Source organism: Paenibacillus naphthalenovorans, from assembly GCF_900099895.1.
Classification (GTDB): Bacteria; Bacillota; Bacilli; order Paenibacillales; family NBRC-103111; genus Paenibacillus_G; species Paenibacillus_G naphthalenovorans.
This window is the reverse complement of record NZ_FNDY01000023.1, coordinates 1-19,044: the sequence shown is the minus strand read 5'-3', so window position 1 is coordinate 19,044 and position 19,044 is coordinate 1. Positions and strand designations below refer to the sequence as shown.

The window sequence follows — 19,044 nt, the reverse complement described above, 5'->3', positions numbered from 1 at the left end:
AAGGAGATGAATGACCCTTGTCCAAACGAAATTTAAAAATCGGAAGTACGTTTTACCTGCATACGATGCCTTTGCTTCACCATGCCATCGAAACGAAGGGGTTCGATTATACCGCGGAGAATGTCAAAACCATTGACGAATGCACCTTGCGGACTTTAAAAGGGGATTTTGACATCGGAGAAATGTCTTTGGCGACCTTCCTCAAAGTACAGGAAACCGATTCGAGCTTGAAGGCGCTGCCGGTATTTGCCCGGAAAATTCCTCAAGTCTATGCCTTTTGCTCCAGGGAATCCGGATTAAACAGCTATAAAGATTTAAGAGGGAAGAAAGTAGCCGTATTTCAATATTGGGTTACCGCCTCCATTTGGCACAGATGGCTGCTGACCCATCATTACGGAGTAGACGCGAAGGATATCATTTGGTGCCCGCTTCGTAAGGACCGAATGGATAACATGCCTTATCCCGAGGATCATCAGATCCATTGGGACTATGTGGAGGGGACGCCGGAAGAGCTGCTGCGCAGCGGGGAGATCGATTGCTTCTTTTATGCACGCAAACCGGATCGATTCGATGGCCTGCGCTGGTTATTCCCGCCGTCTCCTGAAGAACAGATTCAATTTGTTCACCATTCCGGAATCACTCCGATTACGCATGTGATGGCGATCAAAGATGAAATCGTGCAAAGCTCTCCGGAAATTATCGATGAAATCATGGAGGTTTACGAGAAATCCAAGGCGATGGGTTACCGGGAAGCGGCCCACATGGCCAGCCTGTACCTGCCGTTTGCCGATTGGCATCTGCACCAAACGGAATCGGGCCTGGGGGGAAGGGATTGGAACGAGAACGGGTGGTCCGAAAACAAACCTATTTTGGAAACCTTCTATCAAGCATGCATTGAGCAAGGGTTTATTCAGCAGCCGTATGATTTGTCCGACAGCTTTATTCCTTATGATTATGAGAAATAGCATTCTACAGCAGGACTCCCCCATCGCGCAAAAAACCGGCTGCGGGATCACCCCAGCCGGATGCCGTAATGAGCTCATGCTATAATTGCTGAAACAGCTTCTTTGCGGCACAGACTACCGTTTCCCGGATTTCTTGCTGCAGCCGGGTTCCGAGCACCAGATAAATAGGGGCGCTCGGAAGCGGAAGATTCATCGGCAGTTCGACAATCGTTCCGTTTCTTAACTCTTCGCTGACGATCATTTTCTGCAGGAAAGCAACCCCGAGCCCTTTTCGGACCATCATTTTGATCCAGCCCAGGTTGTTGATTTCCACCGTCTGAATATCCTTCAGCCCGTTTTTTTTCAAAAATTGGTCTACCAGCTGGGTGGTCAAAAACGGCTTGCTGTACGTAATAATACGTTCTTTTTTCAGTTCCGCGGTGGTAATGGTTCCGGTTTGAGTCAAAGGATGCTCCGGCGCGCAGACCAAAATATTCTGTTCGTTTACAATATGGATGGCATCCAGGCCTTTGGTATCGGAAGCGGACTGTATATAGCCCAAACCGATATCTACGGCGCCTGAGCGGATATCCTCGAGTATTTCTTTCGTCGTGCTTATATTTACAGTAAAATCGATTTGCGGAAACACATTATAAAGCGCTTTCAAAAGTTCGGGCATAATTTCCACTCCCATGTGATTGGGACATGCGATGGTAATGGTTTTTTGTTCGTACGGCGGTTCCTTCAAGGCCAGCATGCATTTTGTAATATTGTCGTAAGCTTCGCGGAAATACGGCAGCACCTTTTCGCCTGCAGGGGTGAGGATGACCTTTCGTCCGCTGATTCGGTTAAACAGGGGATTCTGCAATTCCTGCTCCAGCATTTGGATGCGGACGCTGATTGTAGGCTGGGTAACGTATAATGCTTCTGCAGCGGTGGAGAAACTGCCCTTTTCGACAACCATCAGGAAGGCCTCAATGTTTTTTAACTCCATGGGTTAGGGATCACCTCTGTTGTGAAGATCATGCATCAGGGTACTGTCTTTTAATGTAATGCGCAGGACCAATGAGGTAAATACGGTTGTTCCTGTATGTGAAATCAAACTGGCGGGGAGGAAACATGTCATGGCCAAGCAGCAGGAAACGCTATCTTCCGTGCATAATGCGCTCCGCATTTTACGGGTCTTTACCTATGAAAATCCGGAAATGGGAATCAGCGAATTGAGTGCACATCTGGGATTGGCGAAAAGCACGGTGTTCCGACTGCTTCGTACGTTAAGTGAAGACCATCTGGTCGAGAAAAATAAAAAATCGCAGAAATACCATTTGGGATTGGCCGCATTGGAGTTAGGCTTCGCAGTATATCATGAAATGGAATTGCGCAAGGTTTCCCTGCCTTTGCTTGAGCGTTTGACGAAATCTCTCCGAAAGGTCGTGCATATGGGGGTCTATGATAACGGAGAAGTCGTTTATATTTGTAAACTGACTCCGGACGATCATTTGGGCACCATTACGCGAATCGGCCGCAGAGTTCCGTTCCACTGCACCTCTGTCGGCAAGGTCCTGCTCGCTCATCAGAGCGAAAGCGAAATATCCAGATTACTGCGGAACCGGTTAACCGCCCATACGAATAAAACGATTACCGATCCCGACCGGCTAAGAAGCTGTATGGCCGATGTTTATAAAAAAGGCTACGCCGTAAGCCATGACGAGCTGAAAGCCGGTGTCAGCTCGGTAGCCGTTCCGGTCATTAACGATAACGGGGAAGTCATTGCAGCGATCAGCGCAGCCGGATCGACGGCGCATTTTTACGACAGTCAGGTCCAGCGGTATATACGCGAGCTGAAAACGTGCAGCCGGATCATCACGGAACGGCTAGGGATGCAGGGATAAAACGTCTTTCTGACCCTCAAGGCGCATAAAGTGCGCCTTGAGGGCTTAATTTTTCGCGGGGGAAATCACGGCGGATTCGTAAGTCGTCGGATCATGTACCCAATGCTCCTCCAGCAGAAGGGTCTGAAGAACAGCCTGCTCCACCTCTGATTCCCCCCAGCCCAGCATGAGTTCAATGGCTTCTTCATTATCCATGACTTCAGTGAATACGTTGTGGGCACTAAACCAATAGCTGCGTTTGCCGGTCTGTTCGTTATAAAAACTGACGATACCCGGCCGAAACGGATGTTCAATGATTTTCATAACGGAATCCCGCCTTTTTGCGCTTTGTGACTCGTCATCGTAAAGCGTATATCTTTATCATAAGGGCGGCATCCGGGCTTGGAAACCGGTCTGTTCTTTTATACGGAATGAGTCCCGGGGGGAGTTTGTTTAAGATCCCAAATGTCTGTTGAGAAAATCCAGACTTCGCGAATAGGCGTCTCTGGACGCTTTGATTCGGTACGATTTGCGCGTGTCATTAAAAAAGGCATGCGGAGTCTCGTCGTAAACATGATATTCGAAGGATTTGCCGTGCTTCTTCATCGCCTCGGCAAAAGCAGGAATCTTCTCCGTAATCGCCGTATCCAGCTGCCCGTAGAAACCGATGACCGGACATTGTACCGATGCAACGGTCTCTATTGCCGGCGGATTGCCGTAGAAGACCACGGCACAGGATAAACGGGGTTCGTGAACGGCAAAGTAACCGGATAAAGCACCGCCCATACAAAAACCTAATGCTGCGAATTTGGCTCCCTTGGTTGCGGCATATTGCTCTTGTACAAAACGGCTTGTCGCGAGCATCTGCTCCAGGTGCTGCGCGGGCGCAGTGGCGGCGAACATTCCTTCAATCGTCTCCATGATATGGTTCTGCTGTTCCTGAGGGTAAACGGAAAGTGCCTGATTCCTCACATGGATGTCCCGCCAACCGGGGGAAGGCAGCTGCTCCATGAAGCTTTTGGCGGCTTCAATCCGTTCTGGCGTCAGATGCGCCGGACGTTGACCGTTGCGGGAGAAAAGATCCGGTGCGAACGCTGCATAGCCGGCTCTGGCCAACCTGTCGGCCACATCCTGAATATGCTCGTCCACACCGAAAATCTCCTGCAGCACCAAGACCGCAGGCAGGCCGGAAGCAGGCTGAACCGGTTTAGCGGCATATCCGGTATATTCCCTTCGTTCGCCATATTGCACCCACTCCGAAACAAAACCCATGTCCAATTCCTCCTTTGAAATCCATTGCGTTGATTTCATTATTTTACCATTAATGTTTGCGCTGTGGCACACAAAAGTTCATAATTAATCTGCGAACACATCGACTGGAGGACTCGAAATGGAACAGAGCGAGAAAAAACGCAGGCTATTAATTATAGCCGTAGCCCTGGGCTTTATCTTAAATCCATTGAATACGACGATGATATCCGTAGCTTTTTCCCGTTTGCAGGACGATTTTGGGCTATCCTTCGCGGATATCTCCTGGCTGATTTCGACGTATTACCTGGCAAGCGCCATTGGACAGCCGGTGCTGGGGAAGCTGAGCGATATGTTCGGCAGAAAACGGATGTTTATCCTGGGCTTACTGCTGGTTACGGCGTCTTCCATGCTGGCTCCGTTATCCCCGGGCTTTCATTGGCTTCTGGCCTTCCGTTTCGTTCAGGCTATCGGGACTTCCGCGGTGTTTCCTTCAGGAATGAGCATTATCCGCAGCGTAGTTACGGAGAATCAGGCGCGTGCGCTTGGGATTTTATCGGTGTTCTCTTCCACTTCAGCCGCTTTTGGGCCTTCCATAGGCGGATTTTTGATTCATTATGGGGATTGGCCAGCCATTTTTTTAATTAATTTTCCCGTCATTCTCGTTTCGTTGATCTTGGCTGTCAAAGTCATGCCCGCGGATACGCAGCAGCCGGTGAACATGAAAATCGATTCATGGGGGATTGTACAGTTTTCTTTGCTGGTGTTGGTTTGGCTCCTTTTTCTGCTCTCCGTCAGCAGCGGGGCGCAATGGTGGCTGCTCGGTGCAGGCATGGCATTGGGATATCTCTTTTACCGGTTTGAGCTTCGTCAACCGCAGCCCTTTATTGATGTTCATTTCCTAAAAAGCAATCCTCATGTGACCCTGATTTACATTCAAAATATTCTGGTGAACATCGTGTTTTATTCCATCACTTTTGGAATTCCCATGTATTTGCAGACGGCCCGGCATTTTGATACCCAAGAAACGGGGCTGTCGATGCTGTTCCTTTCGGGCTTCGCCGTGGTGATTACCCCCCTGGCCGCAAGATGGCTGGATGCCAAAGGATCCCGGTATCCTCTGTTCGTCGGAACACTGACCGTCATCCTGGGAATGCTTTTGTTGATGACCGTTCAAGACGGCTCCGGACTGACCTGGTTCTTTGTCGCGCTCTCTTTTCTTGGCATGAGCACGGGACTCAATAATCTGGGCTTGCAGACCGCTTTATATTCATTCGTATCCATGGAAGAAACGGGGATTGCTTCGGGTCTTTTAATGACCTCCCGATATATCGGAACCATTTTTTCATCCAGCTTGCTCGGCAATGTTTTCGGTACGGAAATCGCTTCGAAGGAACTCCATTCCATGGCGCTCATCTGTGCTGTTATCGGCGGACTGATGCTGATTTTAACGGTCCGGTTACATCGGGTGAAAAGCGAAGCCCCGTCTTTTTTTCGATAGAAGATAGAAAAGTGGGTATATGGAACTTATAGATTTCCTTAATACGTTGGTATCGAAATTATCAATTTGAATGTGAGGAATTTATGAAATATCATTAGTGACATACTTGGAAATACAGCATTCAAGCATGCCCCGGGTTTGAACGGGGGCATGCCGGCCGATATGAAGCGCTTGCAGTACGTGGCGATATGGCCGAACCTTGATCTCCGGAAAATCCGATTCAACAGTTAAAAAAGCCGTCGTGTCCCCGTTCGGGTAACCGCTTCCATTAACGGAATGAAGGAGTGTATGGGATGAAAGGATTGGAAAGGCTCGATCAAACCGTGGTGCAGGAATTAAAAGAAAAGATCGCTCTGGGATGTAAAATTTTAGCGAAATTGGAGCTGTCCGATTATCTCGGACACGTCAGCGCCCGCATACCCGGAACAGACCTTGTGTTCATTAAAGCAAGGGGACTGGACATGGGAAACTTGCTGGATATGACGGCAGATAAAGTCGTGATGGTGGACTTGGAGGGAAGAAGGGTCGAGGGTCAGGACTTGAATCCCCCCGATGAAGTCGTACTGCACACGGAAATTTTCAAAGCGCGTCCGGAGGTGATGTCTGTTGTCCATACCCATCAGCCTATATCCACCATACTCGGTGATTTAGGATTGCGCATCCTACCGATGCAGGGGGTCATGGCCGCCGTAGCCGCAAGAGAGATTCCTGTTTTTGAATCCTCGCTGAAAATCGTGACACATGAGCAGGGCAGAGGCGTGGCTCGGGCCCTGGGAGACCATTGGGCCGTTCATCTGCGGAATCACGGAATTTGCACGGTCGGTGACAGCATCGAGCAAGCTGTGGTGTTTGCCATATGGTTGGAGCACCAGGCCAAATTAACCTGGCAAGCCTCGGCGGCTGGAATTCCTCGCGGCATGAGCCAAGAAGAAGCGGAACTCCAGATCAAAGACGCTTTGGGGCCCATGGCAAGCCGGTGGAGATATTATTGCAGTTTGCTGGATAACTAGTTTCGGCAAAAATGTTTGCGCTTTCAATCATGTGGGAATGGAGGTTTTTTATGAGAAACGTCCAAAGACTGAAACTCTTTACCTTCATGTGCATATCGCTTGGCGTGCTGCTCCTTGTGGCAGGCTGCGGCAGCAGGGGGCAAACGTCGGGCTCACTGAGCGAAGGACAGCCGGAGGGTTCGCCCGGTGAAGGAAAAGCGGCAGGGCCACAAGTCTCGGTCAAGAAAATGCCGGAACAGCTGACCAAGATCAAAGTAGGCATTCCGACGCAAAATATCAATTTTTTGCCGTGGTACGCAGCGGTTCAAAAGGGTCTGTTCAACAAATATCATCTTGAAGTCGAGCTTCAAAGAGTGGAAGGCGGCGTGGTTGGTTTAAGGGGTCTGCAATCAGGAGATTTTGCTTTTCTGGGAGGCTTGCCGGAAGCCGCGATCACCGGCGTTTCGCAAGGCGCGAATGTAAAATTGATTGGCGCATTAACCTCGCAATCGATGTATTCGATCTTCGTTACCCCGGATATTCAGGACATTCAGGAATTAAAAGGGAAAGCGGGAGCGGTAGTGCAGCCGGGGAACGGAACCGATGTTATTTTGCGCTGGTGGTTGAAGCAGCATGGACTGGAGCCGGATAAAGACATACGGATTGTATCGGCCGGCGGTAATCCCGCACGGGTGCAGGCGATGAAAGCCGGTCAGGCTCAAGTGACCCTCCTGAGTCCGCCTACCGATTTGCAGGCGGAAGCTGCCGGATTTAAGAAAATCGGCTTGATTCGCGATGAACTGAAGAGCTATAACCATGATGCTATTGCCGCCAACGGAAAAATGCTGACCGAAACCCCGGAAATCGCCCGGGCGTTTATGGCGGCCACTGCAGAAGCCATTGACTTTATAAAGGATCCGTCCAATCGTTCCGAAGTGATTCAGATCGGGGTCAAGGCATTGGATTCCAGGGTGCAGGATGTGGCCAAGTCGCTTGAATTTGCGCTTCCTTCTTATGGGGATAAAGGAAGGCTGAATCTGGAAGGGATTAAATGGGCCATCGACACGGCCAGAGAAGCGGGAACATTGACCGAGGATATAAAGGTGGAAGATGTGGTGGATGAACAATATTACATGGAATAATTCATTTCATGACCAGGTTATAACATAACAGGAGGGGGTCCGTTTGAGAAGAAAAGGTTTCATCGGTTTACTTATCTCATGGATAGCGCTTGCGTGCGTGCTGGCTGCCTGCGGATCAACTGCGGCGCCTGTCGACAACTTGAAGGTAGGCGAGCCCAACTCAAAAAGCAAGCCGGACCAAGTCGTAGAAGTAAATATCGCTACCGTATCCAATACGATCGATTTTCTGCCGTGGCATGTAGCCGCCCAAAAAGGCTATTTTGAAAAACATCATTTAAAAGTCAATATCAAATCGGTGGACGGCGGGGTGGTTGCCTTACGGGGTCTGCAATCGGGGGATTTCCAGTTTATTGCAAGCCTGCCTGAATCGATCATCACTGCAGTATCCGAAGGGGCCAATGTAAAGGTCGTTGGCGCATTAAGCAATAAAACCTTATTCTCCATGTTTGTCTCTCCGGATATCAACAAGCCTGAAGATTTGAAGGGGAAGGCCGTGGCGGTTTTGCAGCCGGGCAACGGTGTGGACATCATTACGCGCTGGTGGCTGAAAAAGCATGGTCTTGAGCCTGATAAAGATGTCCGGATTGTTTCCGCCGGGGCAACACCGGCCCGATTAACCGCTTTAAGAAACGGTCAGGTGCAGGGGACGCTGCTTCAACCGCCTAACGATATAAACGGCGAGAAGGCCGGAATGAAACGGTTAGCCGTGATGAGTGAAGAGCTGTTGAATTATAATCAGGACGTGATTGCCGCTAACGGTAAAGTAATTCATGATCAACCGGAAGTGGTTCGGGCTTTCATGGCCGCTACGGCGGAAGGTATACAATTCATTAAAGATCCTGCCAACCGGGAGGAGGCGATCAGCATCGGAGTGGCGTCGCTTGGAACCGATCCGGAAGTGACGACGAAATCTTTTGATTTTGCTTTGGACGCCATCCCGAAGAAGGGAAAGCTGAATGTTGAAGGGATGAAATGGGCTATCGATGCCGTCAAAGCCATCGGCGGAATCCGGAATGATCTGCCTGTGGAAGAGGTCGTGGATGACAAATACTATGCCGAATAAAAGGGGGACCGTCCCCCTTGAACGATAATTTTTAGCAAAGGAGCAATCGGATGACAGCAGCAGCGCCGTTAATGAACTTTGAGAATCTGAATGTCATATATAATCAGGGCGAGCCCAATCAGGTTCATGCCCTTCAGGATGCCTCGGGAGAAATTTATGAAGGCGAGTTTATTTCCATTATCGGTCCGAGCGGATGCGGTAAAAGCACCCTGCTGCATACATTGGACGGATTGATTCGTCCGGTGACCGGTTCCATTTATGTGAACGGACACCGCGTTGAAGGTCCGGGTGGAGAGAAGGCCATGGTTTTTCAGGATTTTGCATTAATGCCCTGGCATACCGTTTTTCAAAATGTGGCTTTTGGGCTAAGGCTGCAGGGCAGATCGGAAAAGGATATACGCGATCATGTCATGCACTATATCCGGATGGTCGGGCTCGAAGGCTTTGAAGGCAAATACCCTCATCAGCTCTCGGGCGGTATGAAGCAGCGGGTGGGAATTGCACGCGCTTTCGCCGTGAACCCCAAAATATTATTAATGGATGAGCCTTTCTCCGCCATTGACGAACAGACACGCGAGATTATGCAGGAAGAAGTATTGAAAATTATGTTTAAAGAGAAAAAGACGGTCATTTTCATTACCCATTCTATCGATGAAGCGGTGTTTTTATCCAGCCGGATATTCCTCATGACCGTACGTCCCGGCCGAATTGTGGAAGATTTAAAAATTGACATCCCTTATCCCAGAACGCTGGAAACCAAATTGCTTCCCAAATATCAGGAATATAAAGCTCTAATTTGGAACCACCTCAAAGGGGAAGTTACCAGACAATATCAAAGGGGGGAAGTATAGATGGCAAAATTGGAATCGCTGAAGCCGGCTGCGGCCAGTCCGGTTCCCGCAAAAAAATCAAAATTAACCCCTGCCTGGTCCTATCCTCTAGTTACGATAGCCATCATTTTATTGGTATGGGAAATCTGTGGACAGATAGGGATGATCGATCCCTTTATGTTCAGCTGGCCCAGTAAAATCCTGGTGCAAACCTGGGGATTTATTATGAACGGAAGTGTGTTCAGGCATTTGGCCATAAGCGGTTTGGAAGCGGCGATCGGTCTGGCCATGGCTATGATCGGGATACCCTTGGGTTTGGTTCTCGGGTATTGGAAAAAACTGGAGTATTCTTTTGATCCGATTATTACTGCGCTGTATACTACACCCGTAGTAGCCTTGACGCCGCTATTCGTATTGTGGTTTGGTTTGGATATTTTGTCCAAAATTATGATGGTTTTTACGATGGCGGTTTTTCCTATTTTGATCAATACGATGTCGGGGGTGAAAACAACCGATCCGTCTCTGATCAAAGCGGCCCGTTCCTATGGAGCCAATGAGTTTCAGATGTTCAAAGAAGTGATATTCCCTTCCACACTCTCTTATATCATTACCGGAATACGGTTGGCTATCGGACGTGCGCTGATTGCGGTCGTTGTGGCCGAAATGCTGGCGGCCAATAAAGGGATAGGGTATGCCATCCGGCATGCATCCGAGCTGTTCCGTACCGCGGAATATTTGGGTTATGTCGGGGTTTTGATGGTCTTTTCCGTACTGCTGACGCAGCTGCTGAAGGTGGTTGAACGAAAAATCGCTCCTTGGCGCAGCTAGCCTTCATCGATAAAGCTTGTCATAAAGCCGCTCCGCGGTAACCGCCGGCCCCTATCCAAAGCTCCGGAAGAATCGATCTTCCGGAGCTTTTGGCGCTGAGTATTCCATTTCTATCTTTTTTCTTCCATTCTCAGCAGCAGAAAACCGCTCACAAACATCCACAGCGAGCCGATATAGAAGATCAAATCCAGCGTGAAGAAGTCGATCAGAACGCCTCCCGCGATAACCGCAAGACCGGAAAACAGGCCTATCCAGCCGTGGTAGGAGCCGATTTGCCGTCCCCTGACCGGGCCTTCCGTCACATCGGCCAACAGTGCCTTTTCGCCGGTTTTTTGCATAGCTCCGAACAGCCCCATCAGCACCTGCAGTACGTAAACCTGCCAAATCCCTGTCACCACGGGGAAAAACAGGAACAGCACTGCCATTCCCCAAGCGCTCCAGAGCAGCAGCGATTTCCTGCCGTATCGGTCGGACCAGGCGCCGAGCCTGGGTTGGAGCAGGGAGGAGCTGATGGTAAATAAGCCGTAAGCCAGCCCGTATTCGGTAAAACCAGCTCCGATCTCCTTGATGAAAATAAGGTAAAACGGAAAGACCAATCCGCTTCCGAACAGCGCCGCGCTTTGCGACAGCATCAGACTGCGGATGGCGTGTCCGCGATTTCTGGACAAGGGGTTATTTTCCATGATCGGCATACCTCTCGTAAAATAAATTTTGGAAAAGTCCGTTCGGATCATAACGCCGCTTGGCGTCGAAGAAGCTGTCCGCTTTGGGGTAGACCTGCCTCAATTGCTCCGGAGTCGGATACAGCTGGTAGGTTAAATAATACGTGCCGTTGTTTCGGATCACCGCATCCACAAGCTGCTGCGTGACTTTCTCGATGTGTGCCGTCCCTTGATCCGACAGCTTCTGATTGATTAAGATCACAACGGCGTAGCCGTCATGCCTAGCATAAGAGAGATGAGCTTCATCATTACTCCGGATATACCGAACCGTAGCATTCAGCAGATTGACCTTCTCCTGCCGCACGATCGTTCTTAGCTCGTCAACAAAAGCGGTAAAGCGGTCGGCGGGTACGAAATATTCCTGCAGGATGTCCGTGTCCGTGGGGGACCGGTGCTCCAGAAACTCGATATCGGGCCGCATCGCGTTGTTGCGCGTAATCAGTTCTCCCTTGGGCGCATCGGCAAACATCTTTTTTTGAACGCTCCAGATGAAGTCCTTGCCCCAATCCCATTTGCGCGACAAACCGAACAAAAATTTGTTGCGCTCTACGAAACGCTCCTCCTGCAACTCGGCTAGCGCCGGTGTCGCTTTCATGTCGGTCCTGGTATATGTGGTTACATACATTTCGTCCAGCAGGCTGTCCGAAGCTACGGACAATCGCGCGATGGCCAGCTCCGTTTCCGGCCTGGACAAGATTTCATTCCGGAACCAGCCGGGGAACGAGCGGTAATCGGTCATAAACGTATCGATCCGGTAGACGGGATTATCCGTCACCCGGAGGTCCACATCGACAATGACGCCGAACAATCCGAAGCCCCCGATGGCAAGACCAAACAGCTCTTTATTCTCTTCTCTGCTGACGTTGAGCAGTGTGCCGTCGGCCGTCAGCAGCCGGAAGCTTTCGACCGTCTCAATCACCGGTCCGTGGTGCAGGTCTCGCCCGTGCACGTTCGAACTGAGCGATCCGCCCACCGTAAAGATATTGGAGGATTGCATGACGCGGACCGACAGGTTAAGCGGATTCAAATAGTTCTGAACGTCGGCCCAGGTGGCACCGCTTTGTACGCGAAGGATGCGCCGCTTTTCGTCCAGGTGCAAAATCCGGTTGAATGGCTTCATGTCCAGTACGACCGCATCCTCATAGAACGTATGGCCGCCTTGGCTGTGGCCGGCACCGGCAATGGAGACGGGCAGTCCTTTTTCCGCGGCTTCCCGAACCGTATCCTGCAAGCTCTTGAGATCATCTGCCGGAACGATTTTCGTCACCTTGCGGGATAGAGTCCGGCTTACATCCGTCATCAGCAGTTCCGGTCCGCGGGACCAGCTTCCGTATACCGAGAAAGCAAACGACAGCAGATAGACGGCGATAAAAAGCAGATACCTCTTTTTCATGAAGGGATCTTAATCCTTTCCGGTAAATTGGGCTTATAAAGATAGATTATCACATGACCGGCCGGGGTAAAAAGTGTAATTGGGGAATAATGGGTCTAATCAGGCAAGAAGTCGGGGGGCAAATGTAGGAAAATGAGGGGACGGAATCATGCGCTGCAACCTTTTGGCGAGCGGATACGTTTAGAAAGTACTCCGGAGTGAAATAAAAGCAAAGGTGGGATTATCTGATGTCGGTCAAAAAAATAGTTACTCTTTTGTCGGCCACGGCGCTTTTGGGCAGCTTGACGGCTGGCTCTGCATTTGCGTTCGATGATTTGAATCAGGATCAGAAAGCTCCGATATTGGCACTGAAGGATCGGGGAGTCGTCAGCGGTGTAGACGGCAAGCATTTTGTTCCGACGGGTAAAGTCAGCTATGCTCAAGCCGTTCACATGCTGGTTAAAGGGCTGGATCTCCATATCGACACCCTGCGGTTCCCTAAAATTCCGCAGGCATCGGATTATTTTACGAATATTCCGAACAATGCCTGGTACGCCCAGTCGTTTGTGAAAGCGCATTTGAACGGTCTGCCGATTCCAAAGGATGTAGATCCGAACGGCACCATTACTCGTGAACAGTTTGCGGACCTGGTCATTCACGCTATAGATACCAAAGGGACCTTCCCTGTGATCAAAATGCTGATTATTATCGAGGACGGGAATGAAATTGATCCGAAGTTCTATGAAAGCCTGCAGCGGATCGTGCTGCATCAAATCGTCAAGCTGGGAGAGGACCGCAAATTTTATCCGAAGCGTGAGCTGACTCGCGGGGAAGCGGCGGTATGGGTGTACAAGGCGATCCGCTTCGTCGAGTCGCATGCGGAGCGTCCAGTGGAGCAGGAGCAAGTCACTGTATCGGTGGAGAAGGTGAACGACGATGTCAACAAAGTCATCCTGTCCAGAGGCCAGAAGCCGACTGCAGGCTATGGCATTACGATTGACGGTATCCGGTTCGAACAGGACGGACGAGCGGTCATTACTTATTCACTGACCGATCCGAAGCCGGACAGCATGAACGCGACGGTGATTACGGAGCCTAAAGCAGAAACATATGTCTCCTCCAAATATAAGCCGGTGGCCGAACCAAGCTGGTTCAGCACGGACACGGTTGTGGAAGCAGCGGAAAAATAAAAAGATTGAGGGTTGTTTACAAGCCGGCCGATTACTGACGAATATCGTTCGTGATCGTCCGGCTTTTTCTCGCCGTCAGATGCGGGAATTCATAGAGGAAACGGACGGGGATAACGGGTATAATAGGTTTTAAAGCTGAATTACATACTAAACTTATCAATGCTGCAGATCACATAAAATATTTTAAAGGAGTGACCCGGGATGGATAAGCGGAATGAGAATGTAAACGGAGTCAAGCTAGCCTATATCGAGCGTGGAGAAGGGACGCCGGTGGTGCTGCTCCATGGCTTTTGCGGAAGCTCCGCATATTGGGAGGAGGTCATACCGCTGCTGGAAGGAAGCTGCCGGTTGATCGTGCCCGATCTGCGCGGACATGGGGCTTCCGCATCCCCGGAAGGCGCATATACGATGGAGACTATGGCTGAAGACATTGCCGGACTGCTGGAGAAAAGGGATTGCAAACAAGCTGTCGTTCTGGGACATTCACTGGGCGGCTATGTGACGTTGGCACTGGCAGAAAAGCATCCGGACAAGCTGCTCGGCTTCGGGCTCATACATTCTACGGCATTTCCCGATGACGAGAAAGGAAAGGAAGGCCGGTTAAAGGCGATGGAGACGATTAAAGAGCAGGGGCTGCCCGTTTTCCTGGAAGGCTTGATCCCCAAATTGTTCGCGCCGGCTCATCTTAAGACAATGCCGGAAGCGGTCGAAAAAGCCAGACAAATTGGCCTTGGCACAAGTCCGGAAGGGGCGGTCCGTACGCTGGAAGGCATGAGGATCAGGACGGACCGGAACGCCGTATTGTTTGGGGCGAGGGTGCCCGTACTGCTGGTGGCCGGAGCGGGCGATCAGATCATTGCGCCGGAGAGAACTTTTTCTGTGAGCGGGGAACATATCACCAGCGTAACCTTGGACGGCGCCGGCCATGCGGGCATGATGGAAACGCCTCAAGAGCTTGCTCAAGCGATTCTTGATTTTACAGCCAAGCTGTAACGGCAGCATGGAAGGAGTGAACAGTGACCGCATGGGAGATCGGATGAAGGAGCAAACGATAGAGGAGCTTACGGCAATGACGGACGGGCATCCGCTGATTTTTTATGACGGGGTATGCGGATTTTGCCAGCGGATCGTCCAGTTTATTCTTCCCCGCGACCGGAATGCCCGATTCCGGTTTGTCGCCATACAGTCGGATATCGGCAGGAAGCTGCTCCTTCATCACGGGATGGATCCCGATGCGTTGAGCACGTTTGTTTTATTGGATCGGGGCAAGGTGTACACGCGGTCAACCGCGGGTCTTAGGGTGCTCCGCGGTCTTGGCGGAGGTTGGCCGCTTTTGTACGCTTTTATGGCTGTGCCCAGGCCCATACGCGATGCGGTGTACGAATGGATTGCACGGCATCGGTACCGCTTCTTTGGCCGGAGCGATGCATGCCTGCTTCCTGATTCGAAGGCAAGGGAGCGTTTCCTTGACTATTGATTGTAGATCTTCCGTCCGTTTCTTGTTTCCTGCGGAATGCGGATCGTCAAAGCTTCCCGGGGAACATCGGCATATACTAAAGCAGCTGCCTGCGGACAGCTGCTTTTGGCGGATGAAACGGACCGTTACAGTTTCTCCAAAAAGTCCGTGACCCGTTCAACGTATTCTTCTTTCAGCGGGGGATAATTTCTGGCGTGCCCCTCCGCAGATGTTGCCCACATGTCAAACCGGTCCTTGTGCTTTTCCCAGAGCGATTCGCTGTTTGAAATCGGAATGGAAGCATCTCTGGTGCTGTGAATGAAAAGGATCGGCCTGGGGTAAATGCGGTCTACGGCCGCGAATCCGTCCACTTGATCGGGGTCTACGCCGACAAGCCCCGGCAAAATGCCCAAAATGAGCGGAGTGAAGGGAAATTGCGGCAGGTTGGACCATACCGAAAGATGATCCTCCAGATAAAGTCTAAGATGGTTAAAAGGACTATCGGCTATGACACCCGACACGCCGGGCTCCTCGGCCGCCGCTATAAGGGACGTGCTCGCTCCCATCGAGTATCCCAGCAAAGCTATTTTCCCCGGATGATTGGCTTTCATCCAATCAATTGCACCAAGCACATCATATTTTTCATCAAATCCGATGGTGGTTTTGCTGCCCTCCGACTCTCCCGAGTTCCGGAAATCGAACATGAATACTCTGTACCCGCGATCCGTAAGGCGCTTGGCCAAGTCCAACGCTTCAGCACTTTTTTGCAGCCGATTCGTTCTGTACCCGTGGGTCATGATGATTCCGGTCTTGCCGGAATCTTCACGATCTATGGTTTTGCCTGGCAGAAACCAGCCTTTTAAAGTGATATCATCTCCCCGGCTTTTGAATTGAACATTCTCATAGGCCAGACCCAGTCGATCCGGCGAGTCATCCAGCGCGGCCGGTCCGGGATGGGTCAGCTGCCATCCGACATAGGCGGCTATGCCTGCGCAGGCCAGGAATACGAAGAGAAGCAGTCCCGCGGTCCACAGCCATATCTTTTTTCGGCTGCGGCGTGCCCCCGGAACTCTCGGTATTAGAGGAGTTGTTCTCATGCCGCGAGATTCCTTTCTGCTGTAGGGCTTTGATCGGTATTCTTTCACACATTATACGATATGCCGGAACCGGACAAAAGAATCCCAGGCCCGGCTTATTTAGCTCTCACGCCTCATTATACCGTATAGATAAGGGACACCCCATCCGATCAAAAACAGCCCTGGCGCATATAACGGTTCGGGCATCGTGCAGAGAGCGGGAACAGCAAGTACCGCCATACAAGCGGTATGAATCCGAAATCGGATGCTGCGGGCCGAACGGGCGCGTAAGTCCGCCGGCAGAGGGTAGATGAAGGACCAATCGGAATGGCGATGCATTTTTGGCAGTTCCTTCAACTGGAGGGCTAAGAGGCCTGCAAACAGGACGAACAGAAAACCGGTCATCCATTCGTCCCGGGCAAAAGAAATCAGCACCGCTCCCAGCAGCGACAGCCGTATCGTAATGCCGAACAACTCGGAACGAAGCCAAACTAAAGTATACATATAACGATACGTGTCCTGCGAAGCAAACCGGAATCCCCCAAGCAAGCGAAGAAGCTTCATCGGTGCAGGTTTGGGCCGCGGACGGCTTTGCACCTCCGATACATCAATGAATTGGTTCAGCAGACGAAAAATGAACGCGCGGTGCTTTTTCTCTGTATCGATCAACCGCGGCCAATGGAGGCTTGGTTTATCAAGCCAACGCAGCGTGCCGAATATCAGGAGCAGCGACGCCGTAACGATCAAAGTCCCGGTCCAAAGCGGCAATCGCAGAATCAGGTAGGCCAGACCTCCGGCAACGAGCCAGCGAAGCGCCGACCAGGATAGCGTTTGTAAGCGCTCTGTCCGTTTAAGCTCCTGCCATCGGCTGAAGAGCATGACTTTTTTTAGCGCTGCAAGTACGAGAAGAATGACCACAAAGCTTTTTCCGTCTCCGCCGGCCGAGAGGGCATACATCGGCCATACTGCCGTCCAGACGGCCAGAAGGGCCAGTGTCTGTATCCGGAACGCACGGGCGGTGGCCTTCTGCATATACGCGGACATCTCCGTCTCCATGGGAACCATATAGATGAGATCCGCTTCCTTCAGGTACGTCCGGATTGGAGACAGTGCCAGAAAAGGCAGCAACACAAGGGCCGCAAGCTCTCGGAAAGGGAAATCGGGAGGAGCCTCCGACAAAAACCGGGTGTAAAAATAAGCTCCGGCCAGGATCAACAGGACAATCAAGAGGGCCGCGCTTTGCAGCGCATACCCGATAAAGGGCCGGATTTCAAGCAAAAAATCGGACGTTCGTTTGTTCCACAGGCGGTCCGTATCTATGGATAGCTTGTGATGCTCCTGTTTGCTCATTCCACTTTCACATCCCGGGTTACCAGGCTGCAGAAGATATCGTCAAGGGAGGCATCCGGCATACCCGCTTGTTTGCGCAGGGCGTTCATGTCCCCGGCGGCGGTCATACGCCCTTGATGGAGCAGGAGAAAGCGATCCCCGTACCGTTCGATGGTAGATAGGATATGGGAGCTGATCAGAATGGCCGCCCCGCTTTCTTTTACCTTGACCATCAATTCCAGAAGCGAACGGATGCCCAGCGGGTCCAGGCCGAGAAAAGGCTCGTCAATGATATAAAGCTCCGGCTGGACAAGGAAGGCGCTCATGATCATAACCTTCTGCTTCATTCCTTTGGATAAATGAGCTGAAAGCCGGTTCTGATAAGGCTTCATCTGGAATTCTTCGAGAAGCTCGGAGGCCCGCTGCTCGAAAGCGCCGTTTTCTAATCCGTAAGCCATCGCAGCCATTTCCAGATGTTCTTTTACCGACAGTTCTTCATATAACAGTGGGCTTTCCGGTACGTAGGCGTACGTTCGCCGATAAGCCGCGGGGGCGGTTTCCAGGCGGATTCCGTTCAATCGGATTTCACCGGAGTGCGGCTGCATCAGGCCCAGAATATGTTTAATCGTGGTGCTTTTTCCGGCTCCGTTAAGCCCGATCAAGCCGACCATTTCTCCCGGACGCACCGAGAACGTCAAGTCATGCAGTACGGGCTTTTGCCGGCTGTAGCCGCCGGTCAGCTTTTCCACCTTCAACAATGGCTCCATGAAAGTAAATCACCTCGGTTTCTATTGTACCTTGTTTAGGCGGGAAAAGAAAAAAGCCGGACGGCATCTGTCATTGGGGAAATTTTCCTTCCTTCATTTTTTTACGGTGGAGGTCAGGAAAGATGGTTCATCCCGGCGTCGGATATGGTTTATAAAAAAACAGTTGCAATGTAGAGTTGTTTTGTGGTAAATTACATTTCGCTGTCAGTTGCAGCGCTTTGAAAGATTCTGAGCTATCGGGTTCGTCCCCTAGAATGGAAAAAAGAAGTGCTTGCCAAGCAGATAGTAAATGTGGTAAATTAGATTTCGCTGTTTGATTCGAACTGTTTTGAATAAGGCAAATTAAAACAGTTGCCAAACGGTATGGAGTTATGGTAGATTGATTTTCCGGCCGCATGAGACAAGCGGATCGGTGAAACCATAAAGTAATTGTCCTTTGAAAACTGAACAACGAGTGAGTGCGAAGTCTCGTCAAGAGATTTCAAACAAGTCAGTAACGAATTGAGCAATCAATTTTCTCTAAACTTTATTGGAGAGTTTGATCCTGGCTCAGGACGAACGCTGGCGGCGTGCCTAATACATGCAAGTCGAGCGCTAGGGGTGCTCCCTTAGGGGAGCACCCCTGGAGCGGCGGACGGGTGAGTAACACGTAGGCAACCTGCCTGTAAGACCGGGATAACTACCGGAAACGGTAGCTAAGACCGGATAGGTGGTTT

19 protein-coding genes and 1 rRNA gene are annotated in these 19,044 nt (G+C 50.9%); 12 read left to right on the top strand and 8 right to left on the bottom strand.

Annotated elements, in window-relative coordinates:
- Window positions 1–17 precede the first annotated feature (17 nt).
- Window positions 18–965, top strand: a complete 948-nt coding sequence (locus BLT35_RS18535; RefSeq protein ID WP_074729359.1) for a substrate-binding domain-containing protein — start codon at window positions 18–20, stop codon at window positions 963–965.
- Window positions 966–1,044: 79 nt separating this feature from the next.
- Here BLT35_RS18535 and BLT35_RS18530 read toward each other — a convergent pair whose 3' ends face one another.
- A complete protein-coding gene (locus BLT35_RS18530; protein WP_062409497.1) occupies window positions 1,045–1,938 on the bottom strand; it encodes a LysR family transcriptional regulator in 894 nt (297 codons plus the stop codon).
- Window positions 1,939–2,068: 130 nt separating this feature from the next.
- Between BLT35_RS18530 and BLT35_RS18525 the strand changes: the two genes are divergently transcribed.
- Window positions 2,069–2,836, top strand: coding sequence for an IclR family transcriptional regulator (locus tag BLT35_RS18525; RefSeq protein WP_074729357.1), 768 nt, complete (start codon window positions 2,069–2,071; stop codon window positions 2,834–2,836).
- Window positions 2,837–2,881: 45 nt separating this feature from the next.
- On the opposite strand, the gene BLT35_RS18520 is transcribed toward BLT35_RS18525, so the two are convergent.
- Together BLT35_RS18520 and BLT35_RS18515 are read right to left on the bottom strand one after the other, a co-directional pair.
- Complete coding sequence (locus tag BLT35_RS18520; RefSeq protein ID WP_054819222.1) at window positions 2,882–3,139, bottom strand: hypothetical protein; 258 nt, start codon at window positions 3,137–3,139, stop codon at window positions 2,882–2,884.
- 129 nt (window positions 3,140–3,268) lie between these two features.
- A complete protein-coding gene (locus BLT35_RS18515; protein ID WP_074729355.1) occupies window positions 3,269–4,087 on the bottom strand; it encodes a dienelactone hydrolase family protein in 819 nt (272 codons plus the stop codon).
- Between the two features lie 118 nt (window positions 4,088–4,205).
- Between BLT35_RS18515 and BLT35_RS18510 the strand changes: the two genes are divergently transcribed.
- The 6 genes from BLT35_RS18510 to BLT35_RS18485 all read left to right on the top strand — a co-directional run bounded on the left by BLT35_RS18510 (window position 4,206) and on the right by BLT35_RS18485 (window position 10,416).
- A complete protein-coding gene (locus BLT35_RS18510; protein WP_074729353.1) occupies window positions 4,206–5,564 on the top strand; it encodes an MFS transporter in 1,359 nt (452 codons plus the stop codon).
- 293 nt (window positions 5,565–5,857) lie between these two features.
- Window positions 5,858–6,574: a class II aldolase/adducin family protein gene (locus BLT35_RS18505; RefSeq protein WP_062409493.1), complete on the top strand. Its 717-nt coding sequence runs from the start codon at window positions 5,858–5,860 to the stop codon at window positions 6,572–6,574.
- Window positions 6,575–6,624: 50 nt separating this feature from the next.
- Window positions 6,625–7,695 carry an ABC transporter substrate-binding protein gene (locus BLT35_RS18500; RefSeq protein WP_074729351.1) on the top strand — a complete coding sequence of 357 codons (1,071 nt, stop codon included), beginning with the start codon at window positions 6,625–6,627 and terminating at the stop codon, window positions 7,693–7,695.
- Window positions 7,696–7,738: 43 nt separating this feature from the next.
- Window positions 7,739–8,758, top strand: a complete 1,020-nt coding sequence (locus BLT35_RS18495) for an ABC transporter substrate-binding protein (RefSeq protein ID WP_074729348.1) — start codon at window positions 7,739–7,741, stop codon at window positions 8,756–8,758.
- Between the two features lie 50 nt (window positions 8,759–8,808).
- Window positions 8,809–9,609 (top strand): ABC transporter ATP-binding protein, encoded by an 801-nt coding sequence (locus BLT35_RS18490; protein WP_074729346.1) that lies wholly within the window; start codon window positions 8,809–8,811, stop codon window positions 9,607–9,609.
- A complete protein-coding gene (locus BLT35_RS18485; protein ID WP_074729344.1) occupies window positions 9,610–10,416 on the top strand; it encodes an ABC transporter permease in 807 nt (268 codons plus the stop codon).
- Window positions 10,417–10,526: 110 nt separating this feature from the next.
- On the opposite strand, the gene BLT35_RS18480 is transcribed toward BLT35_RS18485, so the two are convergent.
- Both BLT35_RS18480 and BLT35_RS18475 read right to left on the bottom strand, forming a co-directional pair.
- A complete protein-coding gene (locus BLT35_RS18480; RefSeq protein ID WP_254777607.1) occupies window positions 10,527–11,108 on the bottom strand; it encodes an MFS transporter in 582 nt (193 codons plus the stop codon).
- Window positions 11,089–12,531: an FAD-binding oxidoreductase gene (locus BLT35_RS18475; RefSeq protein ID WP_074729341.1), complete on the bottom strand. Its 1,443-nt coding sequence runs from the start codon at window positions 12,529–12,531 to the stop codon at window positions 11,089–11,091. Before BLT35_RS18475 ends, BLT35_RS18480 begins: the two co-directional genes overlap by 20 nt.
- A gap of 227 nt (window positions 12,532–12,758) precedes the next feature.
- Between BLT35_RS18475 and BLT35_RS18470 the strand changes: the two genes are divergently transcribed.
- The 3 genes from BLT35_RS18470 to BLT35_RS18460 all read left to right on the top strand — a co-directional run bounded on the left by BLT35_RS18470 (window position 12,759) and on the right by BLT35_RS18460 (window position 15,177).
- Window positions 12,759–13,700, top strand: coding sequence for an S-layer homology domain-containing protein (locus tag BLT35_RS18470; protein WP_074729339.1), 942 nt, complete (start codon window positions 12,759–12,761; stop codon window positions 13,698–13,700).
- A 201-nt stretch (window positions 13,701–13,901) separates the two neighbouring features.
- Complete coding sequence (locus tag BLT35_RS18465; protein ID WP_054819209.1) at window positions 13,902–14,693, top strand: alpha/beta fold hydrolase; 792 nt, start codon at window positions 13,902–13,904, stop codon at window positions 14,691–14,693.
- A 7-nt stretch (window positions 14,694–14,700) separates the two neighbouring features.
- Window positions 14,701–15,177, top strand: a complete 477-nt coding sequence (locus tag BLT35_RS18460) for a thiol-disulfide oxidoreductase DCC family protein (RefSeq protein WP_306274406.1) — start codon at window positions 14,701–14,703, stop codon at window positions 15,175–15,177.
- Between the two features lie 125 nt (window positions 15,178–15,302).
- Here the strand turns inward: BLT35_RS18460 and BLT35_RS18455 are convergent, their stop codons facing one another.
- From BLT35_RS18455 to BLT35_RS18445, 3 genes are all read right to left on the bottom strand, one after another.
- A complete protein-coding gene (locus tag BLT35_RS18455; RefSeq protein ID WP_074729336.1) occupies window positions 15,303–16,253 on the bottom strand; it encodes an alpha/beta hydrolase in 951 nt (316 codons plus the stop codon).
- A gap of 99 nt (window positions 16,254–16,352) precedes the next feature.
- A complete protein-coding gene (locus tag BLT35_RS18450) occupies window positions 16,353–17,582 on the bottom strand; it encodes an ABC transporter permease (RefSeq protein ID WP_062409483.1) in 1,230 nt (409 codons plus the stop codon).
- The gene (locus tag BLT35_RS18445; protein WP_074729335.1) at window positions 17,579–18,328 is read right to left on the bottom strand and encodes an ABC transporter ATP-binding protein; all 750 of its coding nucleotides are present in this window, start codon (window positions 18,326–18,328) and stop codon (window positions 17,579–17,581) included. The genes BLT35_RS18450 and BLT35_RS18445 overlap by 4 nt, the downstream gene beginning before the upstream one ends.
- A gap of 526 nt (window positions 18,329–18,854) precedes the next feature.
- Here BLT35_RS18445 and BLT35_RS18440 point away from each other — a divergent pair.
- Window positions 18,855–19,044, top strand: a 16S ribosomal RNA gene (locus BLT35_RS18440); the annotation flags it as partial.